Origin of the sequence: Varibaculum prostatecancerukia (assembly GCF_943169825.2) — a bacterium.
Lineage (GTDB): Bacteria > Actinomycetota > Actinomycetes > Actinomycetales > Actinomycetaceae > Varibaculum > Varibaculum prostatecancerukia.
Genome location: NZ_OW968402.1, coordinates 704,520 through 719,939, shown reverse-complemented (window position 1 = coordinate 719,939; position 15,420 = coordinate 704,520). Strand labels below are relative to the sequence as shown.

Here is a 15,420-nt window from a genome sequence, read left to right as displayed (position 1 = left end):
GCTTTAGAACTTCACTACCATCTGGGCTTGCGCAATATCTTTTAGGGGGACGGTGCGCTGGCCCGCGGCAGTTTCCAGTTCGATTTCTTCAGTTGTCGTAGCCACCAGCTTACCCTCTTCGTTGGTGCCCTCACACCTCTTCACCAAGATCTGATGCCCAATCGCCCTGGAAAACTGGCGTTCATCCCTTAGAGGACGCTCAATTCCAGGGGTAGTGACCTCCAGGTTATAGGTGCCGTTAATCGGGTCAACCTCATCCAGGTGTCGAGAAATCTCTAAGGTCGCCTGAGAAAGCTGATCTTCACGCACCGCACCCGGTCCGCGGGGTAAATCTACCGTTACCACTAGGCGGGTATATTTTCCGGCACGTTTTAAAGACACGTCTTCGAGAAAAAGTCCAGCATCTTCGCAATCCCCGGTTAATAACTCGTAGAGTTCATCTTCTAGTTTAGTTTTTGCTTTGCTCATTTCTTCCCCTCGCTAATTATTTATTTCTAAAAACATGTTACCCGTGGCAAACTTAACTTTGATGAAGAAAACTTGGATTGTTCCCCTTACCTTATTACTAAGCGCCTCCCTGAGTCTTGCCGGATGCGGGGTTCGCATCGATGATGGCAGCGGAGATGCGGTGCGTGCGGATCAGACGCAGGTGGCACGCCAACGAGCTAGTGCCTGTCAAGAGGCAATCGGTGCCGGTATCGAACAGGTATTTGCCGGTAGTCCCGATCTTTTAGCTTTTAAAGATGGTTTCGAGGCGCGCGGTAAAGTGCTGGGGCCGCGTTGGCCCAGTCCCCAGGTAAAGATAGCGGGGAAAGAAAAACCGGAGAACCTGCCGGAACCGCAACCCTATCGGATTCCGGGAAACAGTGAAGCTCTGATGCAAAAGCTAGTAGATTGCCAGGTAAATGCCTTAAATGATGGGTTGACTCTAGCTGCCGTGGCTAGGGAGAGCCAAGAATCTTCCCAGGGCGATAAGGACGAAGTAGCACAGTTAAAACAGACCGCGGCTCTCGCGAAGGTACTGGTGGCTACGGGCGTGGCCATGGAGCGTGAAAATAAGCAGATTGCGGCGGCTGCTTCTTTAACCTTACCGCCTGCTAATCCTAGCCAGCTGTCCGCCTTGCGCTACCAGGATGGCAAGTGGCGCCCTGATAAAACGGAGGAAAATCGCAAAGGAAAAGAGGAGAAAACTCCTCTTAGCGATCAGCAAAAGAAAGAACTGAGCAAAGGGATTAGACAGCTAGATGCCCTGCGCTACAATATCGAAAAAAATGCGGCGCAAGGTCGCGATTCCGAGCTGAAAGAGCTGGTTTCGGAAGAGATCACTCCCCTGTTGCGTCGGCAGCTACAGGAGTTGGTTACCCAGTTGGGGACAGATCCGCGGGAAGCGGTTTATCAGCCTTTTGCCGATCTGAGCGGCAGCGACAAGCAGGCCGCCGCCGATGGGTTAAAAATCGCTTCTGAAGTAGAGATGAATTTGTTGACAGTAGTGCCGGATGCTCAAAAGGCTCTGATTGCCCAAACCCTGAGCGGCCTGACGGACTTGCGAGGAAAGCTAGGGCAGGATGCGGGAAGTCTACCCGGGTTAAGTGCTAAGGACGCGAAGGTAAAAACCGCTAGGGTGGGGGTCAAACCTTAACTGGCTGCAGCATCCTAACTGGCGTGAGTGTTTAGGCGCTGTTGGGCGCGAGTAAATCCCTCGGTTACTACTTCGGTTACGGCTTCGCAGGCTCGATCCAGGGCATCTTCGAGGGCGGCTTGTTCCCCCCGAGGAAAGCGCGAAAGTACGTAGTCTGCCGGATCTTGCCGCGGGTGCGGACGTCCGATCCCGATACGCAGGCGCGCATAGTCTCTGGTTCCCAGGTTCTGACTGATGGAACGCAGGCCGTTATGACCGCCTTCGCCGCCTCCGCGTTTAAGTCGTAAATCGAAGGCCGGCAAATCCAGGTCATCATGGATTACCAGTAAACGTTCAGCAGGATCAATCCCGAAAAACTTCACCAGTTTCGCGGTAGGAATCCCAGAAGTGTTCATAAAGGAATCCAAGATGGCTAGCTGCACAGCGGGGGTTTGGATTCCGGGCATTCCCAGACGCATAGTGGCTACCTGGCTGCCAGTTTTGTGGCGCCGCAGCTGCTCTCCTTGGGTTTGCGCCAGATGGGAAATCACCAGGTGCCCGGCATTATGGCGGGTACCTGCATATTTATCGCCCGGATTACCCAGGCCAATCACCAGCCAGGATTCTGCCACTTTCTACCCCTTTATATCGTTTAAATCTTTTCCCTAAAAATTGATTTCGGGGAGGGCCTGCGCCCTCCCCGAAAAGTATAACCAGTGGTTACTCTGCTGATTCTTCCGTAGCTTCTTCCTCGGAATCCTCTTCGCCCTCTTCGCTCTCTTCAGCAACGGGCTCTTCCGGCATCTCTTCCGGCAGAGTAATGGAGAGTACGTCGTGATTGTCGTCCAGAGTGGTGGTTACCCCGGCAGGTAGTTCTAGCTCGCTAGCACGCAAGACGCGGCCTTCTTCCCAGCCTTCCACGTTGATAACGATTTCTTCGGGGATCTCCAAGGGGGATACTTCCACCGGCAAGTTGAAGATTTCCAGGTTGACCACGGTGCCAGGTGTAGGCTCGCCAACCACCGAGACTGGTACTTCGACCTCGACTTTTTCGTCGCGGCTAACCGCTAACAGGTCAATGTGGAGAATGTCGCGGCGTACCGGGTGACGCTGGATTTCCTTTAGCAGCACCAGGTGCTTTTCCCCATCCACATCCAGGTTGATAATCGCGTTCGGGTTATCTTTTACAATCAGGAAAGTCTCGTGACCTGGCAGATTCAGGTGCAGGTTTTCTTCTACAGTGTGACCGTAGAGAACTGCCGGAATCTGTCCCGCGCGGCGAGCGCGACGCGCTGCGCCTTTGCCGGTTTCTTTGCGTACTTGTGCGGAAAGTTCTGCCGCCATTTCTATGTTCCTCCTTAGGATTACGGATATTTACGGAACCCCGGAGGACGTGGGTTTCCCCACGGCCACGTCGATAACGGCGCAAATGCGCCCTCGCCGAGGCAACCTGCTTTCAGGATATAGTCCCGATCCGGCCAGGTAAAACCGGAAGTAGGAAAAGGTCTGGCAACTCACATTTAAAGCCAGGAGTTTTTACCTAATCTTGGTCAAAGAGGGCGGTAACGGAGCCATCATCAAAAACGGTCCGGATCGCGCTAGCCAGTAGAGGCGCGATTGGTAGTACCGTCAGCTGCGGGAAACGTTTATCCGCTGAAATCGGCAAAGTGTCCGTGACAATGATTTCGCGAGCCCCACAGGTAGACAGGCGCTCGGCGGCTGGCGGAGAAAGTACCCCGTGAGTGGCGGCCACAATCACGTCTTTTGCTCCCGAATGTAGCAGCACCTTAACCGCTTCGGCGATAGTACCCCCGGTATCAATCAGGTCATCGACCAGTACGCAAGTGCGACCTTCTACCGTACCCACTACCCGGTGGGCAACCGCCACATTGGGGCGGGTGGTGTCCCGGGTTTTGTGCACGAAGGCTAGTTCGCAACCACCCAGCTTATTTGCCCATTTCTCTGCCACCCGGATACGGCCCGCATCGGGGGAAACAATCGTGAGATTACTTTGATCAACCCGCCTTTTTACATAGTCGATCAGGACCGGTTGGGCATAGAGGTGATCCCAGGGGCCATCAAAGAATCCTTGTTCTTGAGCGGCATGCAAATCCACGCTCATTAACCGGTCAGCACCAGCAGTTTTGAACAAATCGGCAATCAGGCGGGCAGAGATGGGTTCGCGTCCTTGGTGTTTCTTATCCTGGCGGGCATAGGGGAAGAAGGGCGCGACTACGGTAATGCGAGCCGCGGATGCCCGTTTGAGGGCATCTACCATAATCATTTGCTCCATTACCCACTTGTTCAAAGGAGCAGTATGGGATTGCACTACATAGCAGTCTGCCCCGCGTACTGACTCTGAAAACCGTACATAAATCTCGCCATTGGCAAAATCGTAGGCGACAGTGGGCAGCACCTCGGTATGTAGTTCCTCGGCTATCCCCTGTGCAAGTTCGGGGTATGCTCGTCCCGGTACAATCAGAAGGTGTTTTTGACCTGCGGATTTAATCCCCGTCATTGCGTGTTACCTTTCATTTTTGGCCAGATTCGCCCTGCCGTTATTTTGATTCTACAAGTCATGAAGCGCCCTACAGGTTGGTTTCGCAACAATGGTTGGAACCATTAGCGATATTTACTGCCTGCAAATCACAGCGCCGCACCTGAGCGCCCTCCCCTACCTTTACATCACGAAGAGAAGTAAAGGGACCGACCTCGGCATCAGCGCCAATCACCGTGTCGCCGTGGAAATCGCATCCCGGCAAAATCACGGCGTCAGCCGCAATAGTTACGCTTTTTTCAATCCACGTGGTTTCGGGGTCAATAATGCTAACCCCATCCTTCATCAATTGGTTAAGAATCCGCCGGTTATATTCCCGGTGCAACCCCGCCAGCTGTATCCGGTCATTACAGCCTTCGGCCTGCATATAGTCATCGAGCAGATAGGCTCCGGCGCGCCCGTTTCCGGCCGCTATCGCAATGGTGTCCGTCAGGTAAACCTCGCCCTGGTCATTATCGGTATCCAGTCCCGAAAGAGCCTGGGTCAGGAACTGGGCATCGAAAGCATAGATGCCTGCGTTAATTTCCCGGATTTGTCGCTGGTTTTCCTGGCAGTCGCGGTCTTCTACAATGGCGCTGACCGCGCCATTTTCGGAGCGGATTATCCGGCCATAGCCAGTGGGATCCGGTACTTGGGTAGTCAAAATAGTTACCTGATTTCCGGCTCCCTGATGGGTTTGCAGCATTCTCTCGAGGGTGGAGCTTTCCAGAAGTGGCACGTCTCCGGAGGTAATCACCACGGTTCCGCTGAGCTGGCCTTGCTCACCCAGTTTTTGGAGGGCGCATTGCACTGCCCTCCCGGTTCCCGGGATTTCATCTTGGTCAGCCAAAATTGCTTGCGGACAGTAGCTGTTTACATACTGGGCTACCGCTTCGCGTTCATGGCGAATAACCACGCACAACGCCCCTGGTTTCAGGGCGGCGACCGCATCGATAGCATGTCCCAGCAGCGCTTTGCCCGCTAGGGGGTGCAGCACTTTGGGGCGAGCAGATTTCATACGAGTGCCTTTACCAGCAGCCAAAATAATCGCTGCAGCGGGCGTATTTTCCATTATTTGACCCCTTTGTAGGTAGCCGGATTGGAAAGAATAGGCACTTAACTGCCAGTTCCGCCCCCAGGATTCGAACCCGGCTCTCAAGGCACCAAAAGCCCGCGTGTTACCTATACACCAGGGCGGAATACTCCTCTATATTACACAGGGCAAATAAGTTTCCTAAACCGGAATGTATTAACGAGAGCAACCACCCCGCTTTCACTCATAAAATTTTTTGTTAATCAGGAAACGCATATGCCCACGCGGGAGCAAAAATGCTATGGCGGAGGAGCTGGCAGGCTACGCATATTCGGGGTGCTCAGCGGGACAGCCAGCTTAGCTGTGTGTCCAGATCCATATTTTCGGTAAACCTAGCTTCGTAGTGCCCATAATGAGAATAAGACATAGACCGTTGTCTCGACATCGAGTAAACTTAGCTTGTGATTCCACAGAATATTTCCTCTGATGCTACTGACGAAGTTGATCGCATCATTCTCGCTTGGCAGATTGAACGCCCGGATCTTGACGTTTCTCCGATGGAGGTTTATTCCCGGGTTGCCCGCTTGGCTCGCCACCTAGATTTGGCTCGTAAAGAGGCCTTCAGCGCGCAAGGAATGGAGCCTTGGGAGTTCGATGTGCTGTCGGTGCTACGCCGCGCCGCCGCCCCCTATTCTTTAACCCCCGGCACCCTGCTGCAGGAGCTGCTGGTTTCTTCCGGCACCATGACTAACCGGATTGATCGTCTAGAAAAGAAGGGGTTAGTCAAACGCACCCCTTCCCCTCATGACCGCCGCGCGGTGTTGGTGACCCTCACCGACAAGGGAGTTGCCCGAGTTGATGCGGCTCTCAAGGAACTGTTGCGACGGGAGTCAGACTTAGTATCTCCCTTAGATGAGGAGGAACAGAAGGTACTCTCGGGACTGCTGCGGCGCCTATTGTTACCTTTCGAAGGCACCCCGGTGCGTCCTCTGCGTTAATTCCCTGCAGGCTACCCCGTTTTTGCACTGATAGTCATCCGGTTTGAGCTCCGGAGGTTGTCCGGGTCTACTCCATGATTTCTGACAGGCGCAACCAGTTTTCTTCTAGCGTCTCCTCGTCACTAACCAGTTGGGCGCGGCGCTGATTAAGCCTTTGCAGGTACTCCAAGCCTTCCGGGGAAGTATCGGCGGCACCTTCGCTTAACTCCTGGTCTACCTGTTTCAGCTGTTGATGTAGCTTATCGAGTTTCTTTTCAGTAGCCGAAAGTTCCTTACGCGCCCGGTATATTTCCGCCCCGCTTTTTTGCGGCTGCTTCCCGGTTTTCCCGCTATCCTCACCGGTAGTTTTATCGGCAGCATCCTCACGGTCATTGTCGGCGGGAATCTCCCCGGTTGCCCGCAGCTCTAAATACTGTTCTACTCCGCCGGGCAGCGCCGCCAAAGTGCCATCAGCCAGCAGCGCCACCTGCGAATCAGTTACCCTTTGTAGCAGGTAGCGGTCGTGACTGACCACCACCAAGGTGCCGGGGAAAGAATCTAGCAGATCCTCTAACTGCGCCAAAGTGTCGGTATCCAGGTCGTTCGTGGGCTCATCCAGAATCAACACATTAGGTTCTGCCAGCAGCTGGGAGGCAATCTGCAGACGCCGCATTTCCCCACCCGAAAGATCACTTACCCTAGTCCAGGCGCGTTCTTTGCTAAACCCCAGTTTTTCTACCAGTTTGGCGGCGGTTATCTCTTGTTCCCCCCACTGGATTCGTTCCTTGATCTGGGAAATCGCTTCTACCACCCGCAAATCGGGATTCATCCCTTGGATGTGGGGAGTTTGCTCTAAGGTGGCTAGCTGCACGGTTTTCCCCCGTTTGACTTTGCCGGCACTCGGGGTGAGTTTCCCACTCATAATCCCCAACAAAGTGGATTTACCAGCACCATTAACCCCGATAATCCCTACCCGCTGACCGGGATTTAACCGCCAAGTCACCTGGTTCAAGATTTTTCGGCTTGACCCCGGATAAGAAAAGGACACGTCCTCTAACTCGATTACTCGTTTCCCTAGGCGCGCCGAGGCCAGGCGCACTAACTCTACGCTGTCACGCAGCGGGGGAACATCACTGATCAGGGCTTCAGCGGCGTCAATGCGAAATTTTGGTTTGGAGGTACGCGCCGGGGCGCCTCGCCGCAACCAGGCAAGTTCTTTGCGCAACTGGTTTTGACGTTTTTCTTCCGCCACCTGGGCTTGCCGCGCCCGCTCCATCCGGGCAAGTACATAGGCAGCGTACGAACCCTCGTATTCTTCCACGTGTCCGGGAATTTGTTCGCGCCCAAATCCGGGATCAACTCCGGGCACTACCTCCCAAATCCGGTTACAAACCGCATCCAAGAACCAGCGGTCGTGGGTAATCACCACTAAAGCTCCGTTTCCAGAGCTAAAACGGTTATTGAGGTAGCAGGCTAGCCAGGCTACTCCCTCCACATCTAAATGGTTAGTGGGCTCGTCTAACGCCAAAATGGGGGCATCTTTGCCCAGGGTGCGCGCCAGGGCTACCCGGCGCTCCTGTCCCCCAGACAGCTCCCCACACTTTGTGGACAAATCTATATCCGGCAGGAGTCCCTCATCGATTTGGCGTAGATGTGGCTGTGATGCCCACTGATAGTCGGGGATGTTCCCGTGGACTTCTTCTTTTACGTTCAGGGCAGGATCCAGGGTTTGCTGCTGGGATAGGCAGGCAAAACTTATCCCAGGCGCATAGGTAACAGTGCCACTATCGGGTTCTTGGGTTCCGCTCAGCAGACGCAGCAGCGTAGATTTTCCGGCGCCATTGGGACCTAAGATTCCGATCCGGTCGCAGGGAGCGAGGCTGACGGTTATTCCTGACAGTAGACGGCGCGGGCCGGCGAGAGCGCCGGCTTCGTGGGTTCCAGCTAAGAAGATACTCACGCCAACCACTGCTTTCTGGCTAACTCTATGTCGGAGGCAGAAAAAGTCAGCGGCAAGGTGTAGGCAACTTGTTCTAGTTGCGCCAGCCTAGCGGCCAGTTCTTCTGCCTTCTCAGCGCTGTCAACTAGGCAAATAACGCTGGGGCCAGAACCAGTAATAAAAGGAATCGCTTCCTGCTCTTTAGCGGTCTCTATAGTCGCCTCCAGCTGCGGAAGTAAGGCAAGCGCCGGGGCTTGTAAATCGTTACGGATTAACTTTGCTAAGGCGTCCAAATTTCCAGAATAAAGTGCTTCTAGCAGGGCAGTTATATCCGCTATAGTCGGCAAGGCGGTCGATGCCACGCCTGACTGGTCAAACTGTTGAAACACCTTTGGAGTGGGCAGGGTTTCCGGGGAAACTGCCACCACCAGATGCAAGGGTTTTGCTGGCGGCAGGGGGGTAATCCGGTCACCGCGCCGATCCGCGAAACTGGTTCCCCCGTAAAGCCCAAAGGGCACATCCGCGCCCAGGCTAGCTCCCAGTTCGGCCAATTCCCCCAGGGAGAGCCCGGCTTGCAGTACCTGGTTAGCGGCGAGCAATGCCGCTGCCCCATCGGCAGAGCCGCCTGCCATGCCGGCCGCTACCGGCACCTGTTTGTTAATCTTTATCTGCGCGCCTCCCTCGTAACCACAATGCGCGGATACCAGCACAAATGCTCGGATAGCCAGGTTATTCTGCGGATCTAGCCCCGACATTGCCTGTTGGTCGCGGCTAGAATCGTAGCCAACCGCGCCGGGCGGGGCGCTGAAGGAAACTTCAAGGTCAAAACCCTCTGGTTGCAGGGTTATCTCTACGGTTTCTTTGAGGCTGACTGCTTGGAAAACAATGGATAGGCGGTGGTAACCGTCTTCAGCTTCCCCGGCGGCTAACAACAGATTTATTTTCCCGTGGGCGCTCGCGCGCGCCTTGAGCGGGGATTTCCCTGTCGAAGTTTCCCCTCCTACTGGCAGGTTTTCACAATCCTGAGGCGCGCCTTCACCAGATGCATTTTGCTCGCTAGGATCCGGTTGCGAGTTTTCAAAACCGGAAAGGAGAGCGCCCCTCAGCCTGGCCAGCGCCGTAAAGTGCTCCACACTCAGGTTTTCGGCGCGGGCAGTGGGATCGATTCCGCAGGCTTGTAAGAGGGGCGCGGCGGCCAGGGGCTGCGCCCAAGATTTTAGCCCCGCCCGCAGCATCTTTCTCCGGGAAGCAAACGCCTGGTCGATTAGTTTAAAAACCGCTTGGCGTTCTTCTTCTGTTGGCTCCCCTGCAGGTGCCGTTCCCGGAGCTAAGTTGCTTTGCCTGCCCTCGAATACCCTTCTAACAGGGGTTTTGGTTTCCCGGGTGATCTCTACTAAGGCCGAATCTACGTTGGGTTGCGGGTAAAATACTCGCCGCGAAATCTCTGATCCCATCCGTGCCTTGCCGTACCAGGCAATTTTTACGCTGGGCACCCCGTAGACTTTGCTGCCCGGAGTGGCGCACAGGCGCAGTGCCACCTCTTTTTGCACCATTACTAACGCGCGTTTAAGAGAAGGGAAAGCCGCAAATAAATGCAACAACACCGGAACCGCCACGTTATAGGGCAAGTTAGAAACTAAAACTTCCGGGGAAAACTCCCGGGAAAGATCTTCCCTCTCGCTCACTGTTTTTTCTGCGTCCGGCGCAATGCTTTTCAATCCCACTAAATCTGCAGGTAACAGCTTTAAGGCGTCTTTTTGAATCAGATACATCTGACCGGCAGCACCGGAAGCGTGACTGAGAATAGTTGCCGGTAAGAACCGGGCTAGACGGGGGTCAATCTCGCAGGCGGTCACGCAGGCGCCCGCCTCTAGCAGCCCCAAAGTTAGCGATCCCAGTCCGGGACCGACTTCTAGTACCTGGTCACCGGCTTTTATCCCGGCTTCGCGCACGATTTTTCGAATAGCACTGGGCTCAGTAACAAAGTTTTGTCCCAACTGTTTAGTAGGGCGGATATCCAGCTGGCGGCATAGCCGGTGAATTACGCTGGGAGTCAGCAGGGTAACTGCAGGGTTTTCTTCCACCCCTCTAGCCTACTAATACCAGCCCCGTTTCTGAGAATGATCCCAGGCACCGCAGGGGTCAGTGTAACGTCCCGCAATATATCCAAGCCCCCACCTGATTTGGGTGGCTGGATTAGTGCGCCAATCTGCCCCGGCAGAGGCCATTTTGTTTCCCGGCAGGGACTGCGGGATCCCATAGGCGCCGGAACTGCGATTTTCCGCGCGGCTATTCCAACCTGACTCACGGTTCCACAGTTTCACTAGACAGGTAAACTGTCCTTCTGACCAGCCGCGCGAAACTACCATCTCGTGAGCCATTTCTTGGGCTTCCCCCGCGGGCACTACCGGCCCATAGTCAAAGTTTGCAGAGCTATCTGGGCCTACCCGCACAATTTTGGGCTCGGCTTTAACCACAGTAGTCACCTGTTCGGGGGACTTGAACGCCACTTCCCCATCTACGGTTTCCACGAAAGTACTTTTTGCGACGACTTCTTCTTTACCCTCGTCCTCAACTACTTTCTTGCCCGGCTCCAGGTTCTTGTCCTCAACTTCTTTAACCGGAGGGGCGGTCACTTCTTCTTGTTTAGAAAGATCCCGCTCTACCCGCGAAACCCGAATGGTAGCCGCGTCCGCACTGGTTTTTTCTACAGTTACTCGGTCAAGGGTAGAAAGTTGAATGCCGGCTGCCTGCGCCGCTACCCGCGGATCCGCGCCCTCTTTATAGGAGCCGCTAACTTCCTGCCCGTCAACCCTAAAAGTTGCCTGCAACTTGGGAGCGTCTTGATCGGTTACTCCCCATCCAATTTTTGCGTCTTTGGTTCCCTGCAAAACCACTGGACGGGCGTGCACAATCTTGATCTGTTGATTGCGAGACATCTGGGTGCCGAGGGCGGGAGTCACTTGGTCATATTGCCCAACCTTGATCCCCATATCGGAAATTACTTGCTCAACGGTGCGATTCATAGTTTGCACCTGCCGGGTGGCGCCATCGACAGTAACCGAAACTGTCTTGTATTCGCTGGCTACGGCAACTCCCCCACCTAACACAATGGCGGCGGAAATCCCGGCGAATATCGCCGTAATTTTCGCGCTGGTGCGCCGATGTTTCTTGCCCATTTCCACCCTCACTGCTCCGGTTTTAGCTGTGAAATCATTAGCAAATTCCTCAATAACCACAACTGTAACCCGATTGTTACCAAATAGCTACCCCTTTGGAACAATTTCTCAGGTGGAACAGGACACCCTATTTTGTAGCTCAACCCGGGTTTATAGCCCGGTATTTACCGGCTGCTATTCGGCTAAGGCCGCGACTTTCTCGCCGTAAATCTCACGGGTATTTTTTACCAGCTGATCGGCCATTTCGCTTTCGCTCCGTCCAGTGATTTCCGCCAGTTTCCGCACTGTCCATACCGTCATATAGGAGGCATTCGGCTGCCCCCGATGTGGATGGGGGGTCAAATAGGGGGCATCGGTTTCTACCAGCAACAGCGAAAGAGGCATTGCCGCTGCCGCCTCTCGCTGCCACTGATTGGCGTTATAGGTAACCGGTCCGGCAATCGAGGCATACCACCCCTGCTTAGCCAGCACCTGAGCCATTTCTTTATCGCCGCTAAAACAGTGGAAAATAGTCCGCTCCGGGGCGCCCTCCTCCAGCAGAATCCGGATAGTGTCGGCGTGCGCCTCCCGGTCATGGATCTGCAACGGTAGCCCCATCTCTTTAGCTAGAGAAATATGCATCCGGAATCCGCGCTGCTGCGCCTGCCGTCCCTGAGGGGAAGTTCGAAAATAGTCCAGGCCGGTCTCCCCAATCGCTACGGTTTTTTCCGAGGAGGTCGCCGCTTCATAAACCTGCTGGACTGCCTGCTCTAAAGAATAACGTTGATGCCATTCCTGCAGCTGATAGGTTTGCCCATCCGGGGCAGTAGCCACCACTTTTTCGTGCAAAGCCGCCTCATTGGGATGAATCGCCAGTGCGCAAAATACCGCGGGATTTTCCGCAGTCAATTGCACCGTAGGTGCTAGCTCGTCCACTTGACAACCCGAAGTAATCATGGCGCTTACCCCCACCTGGCGGGCACGTTCCAATTGTTCAGCTAAGCTGAGCCGTACCCCCTCTACCAGGGGAATCTGTTTTTCCCACAGCGGTAAATGGGTGTGATTGTCAATGACTTTACCGGCTAGAGGCGTCGGCACCTCCGGCCAGCCGCGCCGCCGACGTGATTTCCCCATCTAGTTTGCTTCCTCCTCTATGTGGGCATGAATATGTGCCTGAGTTCCTCCCTCTTCTGGGCTGCTCCAATCAATCGCACCTTTCAAGTTACCGCGCACTAAAGTGCGCACAATCGAAGTTCCCAAACCAGAAAGCGGCTTATCGCCCAGTCCTACGCCATCATCGCGCACCCACACATCAAGTTCAGTTCCCTCTCTTTTGGCCTCCAGAGTAACTTTGCCGCCATGATCGGCTAGGCCGTGTTCAACCCCATTAGCTACCAACTCGGAAATCACCACTGCCAGCACCGAGGCGGTATCGGCATCTATTACCCCGAAGCTACCCACGAAATCGGTTTCCACTAGTTGATCCGTTGCCGCCATCGCCGCTGACATGCGTAGCAGACGGGAAATCATATTGTCGAAGTCCACGGTTTCGCTGGCCGTTTGTGATAGTTCTTCGTGTACCCGCGCAATCGAGGCCACCCGCCGCTCCGCCTCCCCCAGCGCGGCCTTAACTTCCGGGGAATCTGAGCGCCGAATCTGCATCCGCAGAAGCGCAGAAACCGTTTGCAAATTATTTTTTACCCGATGGTGAATCTCGCGAATAGTGGCATCCTTGGTCATTAACTCGCGTTCCCGTCGGCGCATCTCACTTACATCCCGGCACAGTAGGAGAGCGCCCACCCGTTCGCCATTATCTTCTAGCGGCAACGCCCGGAAAGATACCGTTCCTGCCGGTGACTCCACTTCCGCTACCCAAGAGGCTTTCCCCATGATTACTACGGGCAAAGCTTCATCGACTTGGGATTGATCCTGGACTACCTCGGTTATTAACTCCGCTAGCACCGCACCGTTGACCTCTTCACGTAACCCTAAGCGGCGCAAACAGGAACGAGCGTTCGGGGTCAAGTCCAATACTCGCCCCTCGGCATCTAGGTTAATGGCACCGTCAATCAGACGTGGCATCCCATGCATACTTGTTGGAGGAACGGACGCGGAGGGGAAAGAACCTTGGGAAATCATGTTGCAAATCAAGTTCGCGGTCTGATGGAACCATTGTTCTTGCTGTTCAAAAACCCGCAGTGATTGAATATTAATCTCTAGGGTCAACGCCGCCACTACTCGACCTTCGTGCCTGACTGGCAGCGCACTAGCAATCACCGAATAGGATCCTGCCCAGCGCACCTCGGGAACCTCAGGTCGCGAATCGGGGGCAAAAGCGGCGGTCAACATGCCTGAGCGCATTGGGGAAGCTGCCAAACCCACCACGTCATCGAGGTGAATAGTAAAACCGGAGGCCGGGCGAGTGTGGGCTACCGCTAAGAAACGTCCCTCACCATCAGGAATCCATAAAATTAGGTCGGCGCTGGCAATATCGGATAACACCTGCCAGTCACCCACCAGCATATGGAGGTGTGCTATATCGCTTTCTGATAGATCCTTTCCATATCGGTGGATCAGTTCCCGCATGCCGCTCACGCTAATAGTCTATGCTAGGCGCGCCTCAGCTCGGGCAGGGGTATCCATAGAGATGTTTAAGCTGAATTATTTCGCCAGCCAACGCTTAGCCGCGTCCTCTTCCCCGCGAGCCAAATCCTGCAGGTGAGAGAGGATTTCTCGTTCCACTTTACCGCCAATAAAGGGAATATCTACGCTCAGATTTCCGGTTACGCGTCGCAAAGTCTTACTTCCGTCTGCTCCAGCGGACTCTAGCGTGCTTTCTGCCTGCACTCGCAGGGGAACTTTTTCCATCCGCATCTGGAAACCGCCTTGGGCAAACAGCCCCGGAACCGGATTATCCTGCCAGTTCTCAACCATTTCGATTATTAACTGGTCCGGGAGCAGCTTCCCGTAAGGAGAAGATGTTTTCACATCTGCAATATTCACTTTTGCTCGCGACACAAAAGTTCCCACCCCCGCCGGTTTCACCTGGACTTGGCAGTGGATTTTCGGCATTTGCGTCCAGCGAAATTCCAAAAAACCCGGATCATTTAGCAGCTGCAAAACCTGCTCTGGCGAGGATGGATAGTGAATCAATAGCTCGAAATCACGCAATCCTTATCCCTTTCTTTCGACCTATTTTTTCTCGAGGGTCGCCACTTACAGCCGAGGCGGCTAACCTAATAACAACAAGTAATTTTGATTCTAACCAGTTTCAATTACCAGCACAACCAGGAGAAAACCCCAAATGTTCGAGCGTAAAGTTCCTAAGTTTTTCCAGCCCGCTAAGCGCAGCTCTCAAAAACAAATGGCCACGGCACTGAAAGAATCAGTAGCAAAAGCGCGCCAAGCATCTAACTTTGGGGAAGTAATAGACGCAGTCCTGGATATTCCTAGCGAATACATTGACAATAAGCTGTTGCGGCTAGCTAAAACCCATCCCCATGCTGACCTGCGTGAACTGGAGGATATTTTAACCAAACAGTACATTAAGCGCACCGCTTACGCCTCTTCAGCAGTGGGGGCGGGAGCAGCAGTGCCGGGTACCGGAACTGGGATCGCCCTGGGGCTAACCGCCGGAGAGCTGGCAGTCTACGCAGTACAGACTACCAGCTATATCCTGGGGGTTTCGCGTCTGCATGGGGTGCGCCCTAAAGACCGCGAGCAGCGCCGCGCTTTGGTGCTATCTAGCCTGCTAGGAGAGAAAGGTGCAGAGATTGTTTCTGACCAGTTGGGGCTGCGGACGCTTAGTTGGGCGCGCGCTTCCCTAAAGAATCTTTCCTCCCCTACTTTGGGGCAGGTAAATAAGGCGCTGATGAAATATGCCTCGAAGAAACTTGCTCACCGCACTGCTGGAAGAATGGTCGGACGGCTAATCCCCTTCGGGATCGGTGCCGGAGTAGGTTATCTATCCGGGAAGGCAGTTGCGCGACGCACCGTCAAGGGAGTGCAGGCTGCCCTCGGAGACTCCCGGGATGCCTCTGTTAGCGATCTAATGGTGGAGCTGGCTCCGGTCATTGACCTCACCCAAGAACCTGCCCACGCAGGCACCGGAGAAGATTTTTTCGCTGAGTGAGGACGGATACCGGCGCGTGTCCTCAAA

Annotated in this window: 14 protein-coding genes and 1 tRNA gene; 3 read left to right on the top strand and 12 right to left on the bottom strand. The window is 54.5% G+C overall.

The annotated features are described in order from the left end of the window. Positions 1–3: 3 nt before the first annotated feature. On the bottom strand, positions 4–468 hold the full coding sequence (rimP, locus tag KO216_RS03075; protein WP_215522860.1) for a ribosome maturation factor RimP: 465 nt from the start codon (positions 466–468) through the stop codon (positions 4–6). Positions 469–511: 43 nt separating this feature from the next. On the opposite strand from rimP, the gene KO216_RS03070 reads away from it, so the two are divergent. Beyond that, positions 512–1,639: a hypothetical protein gene (locus tag KO216_RS03070; protein WP_215522859.1), complete on the top strand. Its 1,128-nt coding sequence runs from the start codon at positions 512–514 to the stop codon at positions 1,637–1,639. Between the two features lie 14 nt (positions 1,640–1,653). On the opposite strand, the gene pth is transcribed toward KO216_RS03070, so the two are convergent. From pth to KO216_RS03045, 5 genes are all read right to left on the bottom strand, one after another. Beyond that, the gene (gene pth / locus KO216_RS03065) at positions 1,654–2,250 is read right to left on the bottom strand and encodes an aminoacyl-tRNA hydrolase (RefSeq protein WP_215522858.1); all 597 of its coding nucleotides are present in this window, start codon (positions 2,248–2,250) and stop codon (positions 1,654–1,656) included. A gap of 88 nt (positions 2,251–2,338) precedes the next feature. Further along, positions 2,339–2,962 (bottom strand): 50S ribosomal protein L25/general stress protein Ctc, encoded by a 624-nt coding sequence (locus KO216_RS03060; RefSeq protein WP_215522857.1) that lies wholly within the window; start codon positions 2,960–2,962, stop codon positions 2,339–2,341. 196 nt (positions 2,963–3,158) lie between these two features. Then, positions 3,159–4,136, bottom strand: a complete 978-nt coding sequence (locus KO216_RS03055; protein ID WP_122820256.1) for a ribose-phosphate diphosphokinase — start codon at positions 4,134–4,136, stop codon at positions 3,159–3,161. 70 nt (positions 4,137–4,206) lie between these two features. Next, complete coding sequence (locus KO216_RS03050) at positions 4,207–5,226, bottom strand: bifunctional UDP-N-acetylglucosamine diphosphorylase/glucosamine-1-phosphate N-acetyltransferase GlmU (RefSeq protein WP_215522856.1); 1,020 nt, start codon at positions 5,224–5,226, stop codon at positions 4,207–4,209. A gap of 55 nt (positions 5,227–5,281) precedes the next feature. Next, positions 5,282–5,353 (bottom strand) — tRNA-Gln (locus tag KO216_RS03045). Between the two features lie 295 nt (positions 5,354–5,648). Between KO216_RS03045 and KO216_RS03040 the strand changes: the two genes are divergently transcribed. Continuing rightward, entirely contained in the window at positions 5,649–6,185 is a 537-nt protein-coding gene (locus KO216_RS03040; RefSeq protein ID WP_309547335.1) for a MarR family winged helix-turn-helix transcriptional regulator, read from the top strand. A gap of 67 nt (positions 6,186–6,252) precedes the next feature. Here the strand turns inward: KO216_RS03040 and KO216_RS03035 are convergent, their stop codons facing one another. From KO216_RS03035 to KO216_RS03010, 6 genes are all read right to left on the bottom strand, one after another. Next, complete coding sequence (locus tag KO216_RS03035; RefSeq protein WP_251451768.1) at positions 6,253–8,124, bottom strand: ABC-F family ATP-binding cassette domain-containing protein; 1,872 nt, start codon at positions 8,122–8,124, stop codon at positions 6,253–6,255. Beyond that, positions 8,121–10,187, bottom strand: coding sequence for a 16S rRNA (adenine(1518)-N(6)/adenine(1519)-N(6))-dimethyltransferase RsmA (gene rsmA / locus KO216_RS03030; RefSeq protein ID WP_215522855.1), 2,067 nt, complete (start codon positions 10,185–10,187; stop codon positions 8,121–8,123). Before rsmA ends, KO216_RS03035 begins: the two co-directional genes overlap by 4 nt. A gap of 12 nt (positions 10,188–10,199) precedes the next feature. Further along, the gene (locus KO216_RS03025) at positions 10,200–11,342 is read right to left on the bottom strand and encodes a resuscitation-promoting factor (protein ID WP_215522854.1); all 1,143 of its coding nucleotides are present in this window, start codon (positions 11,340–11,342) and stop codon (positions 10,200–10,202) included. Between the two features lie 114 nt (positions 11,343–11,456). Then, on the bottom strand, positions 11,457–12,395 hold the full coding sequence (locus KO216_RS03020; protein ID WP_215522853.1) for a TatD family hydrolase: 939 nt from the start codon (positions 12,393–12,395) through the stop codon (positions 11,457–11,459). Then, positions 12,396–13,847: a sensor histidine kinase gene (locus tag KO216_RS03015; protein WP_215524020.1), complete on the bottom strand. Its 1,452-nt coding sequence runs from the start codon at positions 13,845–13,847 to the stop codon at positions 12,396–12,398. Positions 13,848–13,922: 75 nt separating this feature from the next. Further along, the gene (locus KO216_RS03010; protein WP_215522852.1) at positions 13,923–14,432 is read right to left on the bottom strand and encodes a DUF2505 domain-containing protein; all 510 of its coding nucleotides are present in this window, start codon (positions 14,430–14,432) and stop codon (positions 13,923–13,925) included. A gap of 133 nt (positions 14,433–14,565) precedes the next feature. Here KO216_RS03010 and KO216_RS03005 point away from each other — a divergent pair, with 133 nt between their 5' ends. After that, positions 14,566–15,393, top strand: a complete 828-nt coding sequence (locus KO216_RS03005; protein WP_215522851.1) for a hypothetical protein — start codon at positions 14,566–14,568, stop codon at positions 15,391–15,393. Positions 15,394–15,420 lie beyond the last annotated feature (27 nt).

What these genes read in the sequence shown, in the direction of transcription:
- rimP (WP_215522860.1), bottom strand. Translation starts at nt 468, where the DNA reads ATGAGCAAAGCAAAAACTAAACTAGAAGATGAACTCTACGAGTTATTA.
- KO216_RS03060 (WP_215522857.1), bottom strand. Translation starts at nt 2,962, where the DNA reads ATGGCGGCAGAACTTTCCGCACAAGTACGCAAAGAAACCGGCAAAGGC.
- KO216_RS03055 (WP_122820256.1), bottom strand. Translation starts at nt 4,136, where the DNA reads ATGACGGGGATTAAATCCGCAGGTCAAAAACACCTTCTGATTGTACCG.
- KO216_RS03050 (WP_215522856.1), bottom strand. Translation starts at nt 5,226, where the DNA reads ATGGAAAATACGCCCGCTGCAGCGATTATTTTGGCTGCTGGTAAAGGC.
- KO216_RS03020 (WP_215522853.1), bottom strand. Translation starts at nt 12,395, where the DNA reads ATGGGGAAATCACGTCGGCGGCGCGGCTGGCCGGAGGTGCCGACGCCT.
- KO216_RS03015 (WP_215524020.1), bottom strand. Translation starts at nt 13,847, where the DNA reads ATGCGGGAACTGATCCACCGATATGGAAAGGATCTATCAGAAAGCGAT.
- KO216_RS03005 (WP_215522851.1), top strand. Translation starts at nt 14,566, where the DNA reads ATGTTCGAGCGTAAAGTTCCTAAGTTTTTCCAGCCCGCTAAGCGCAGC.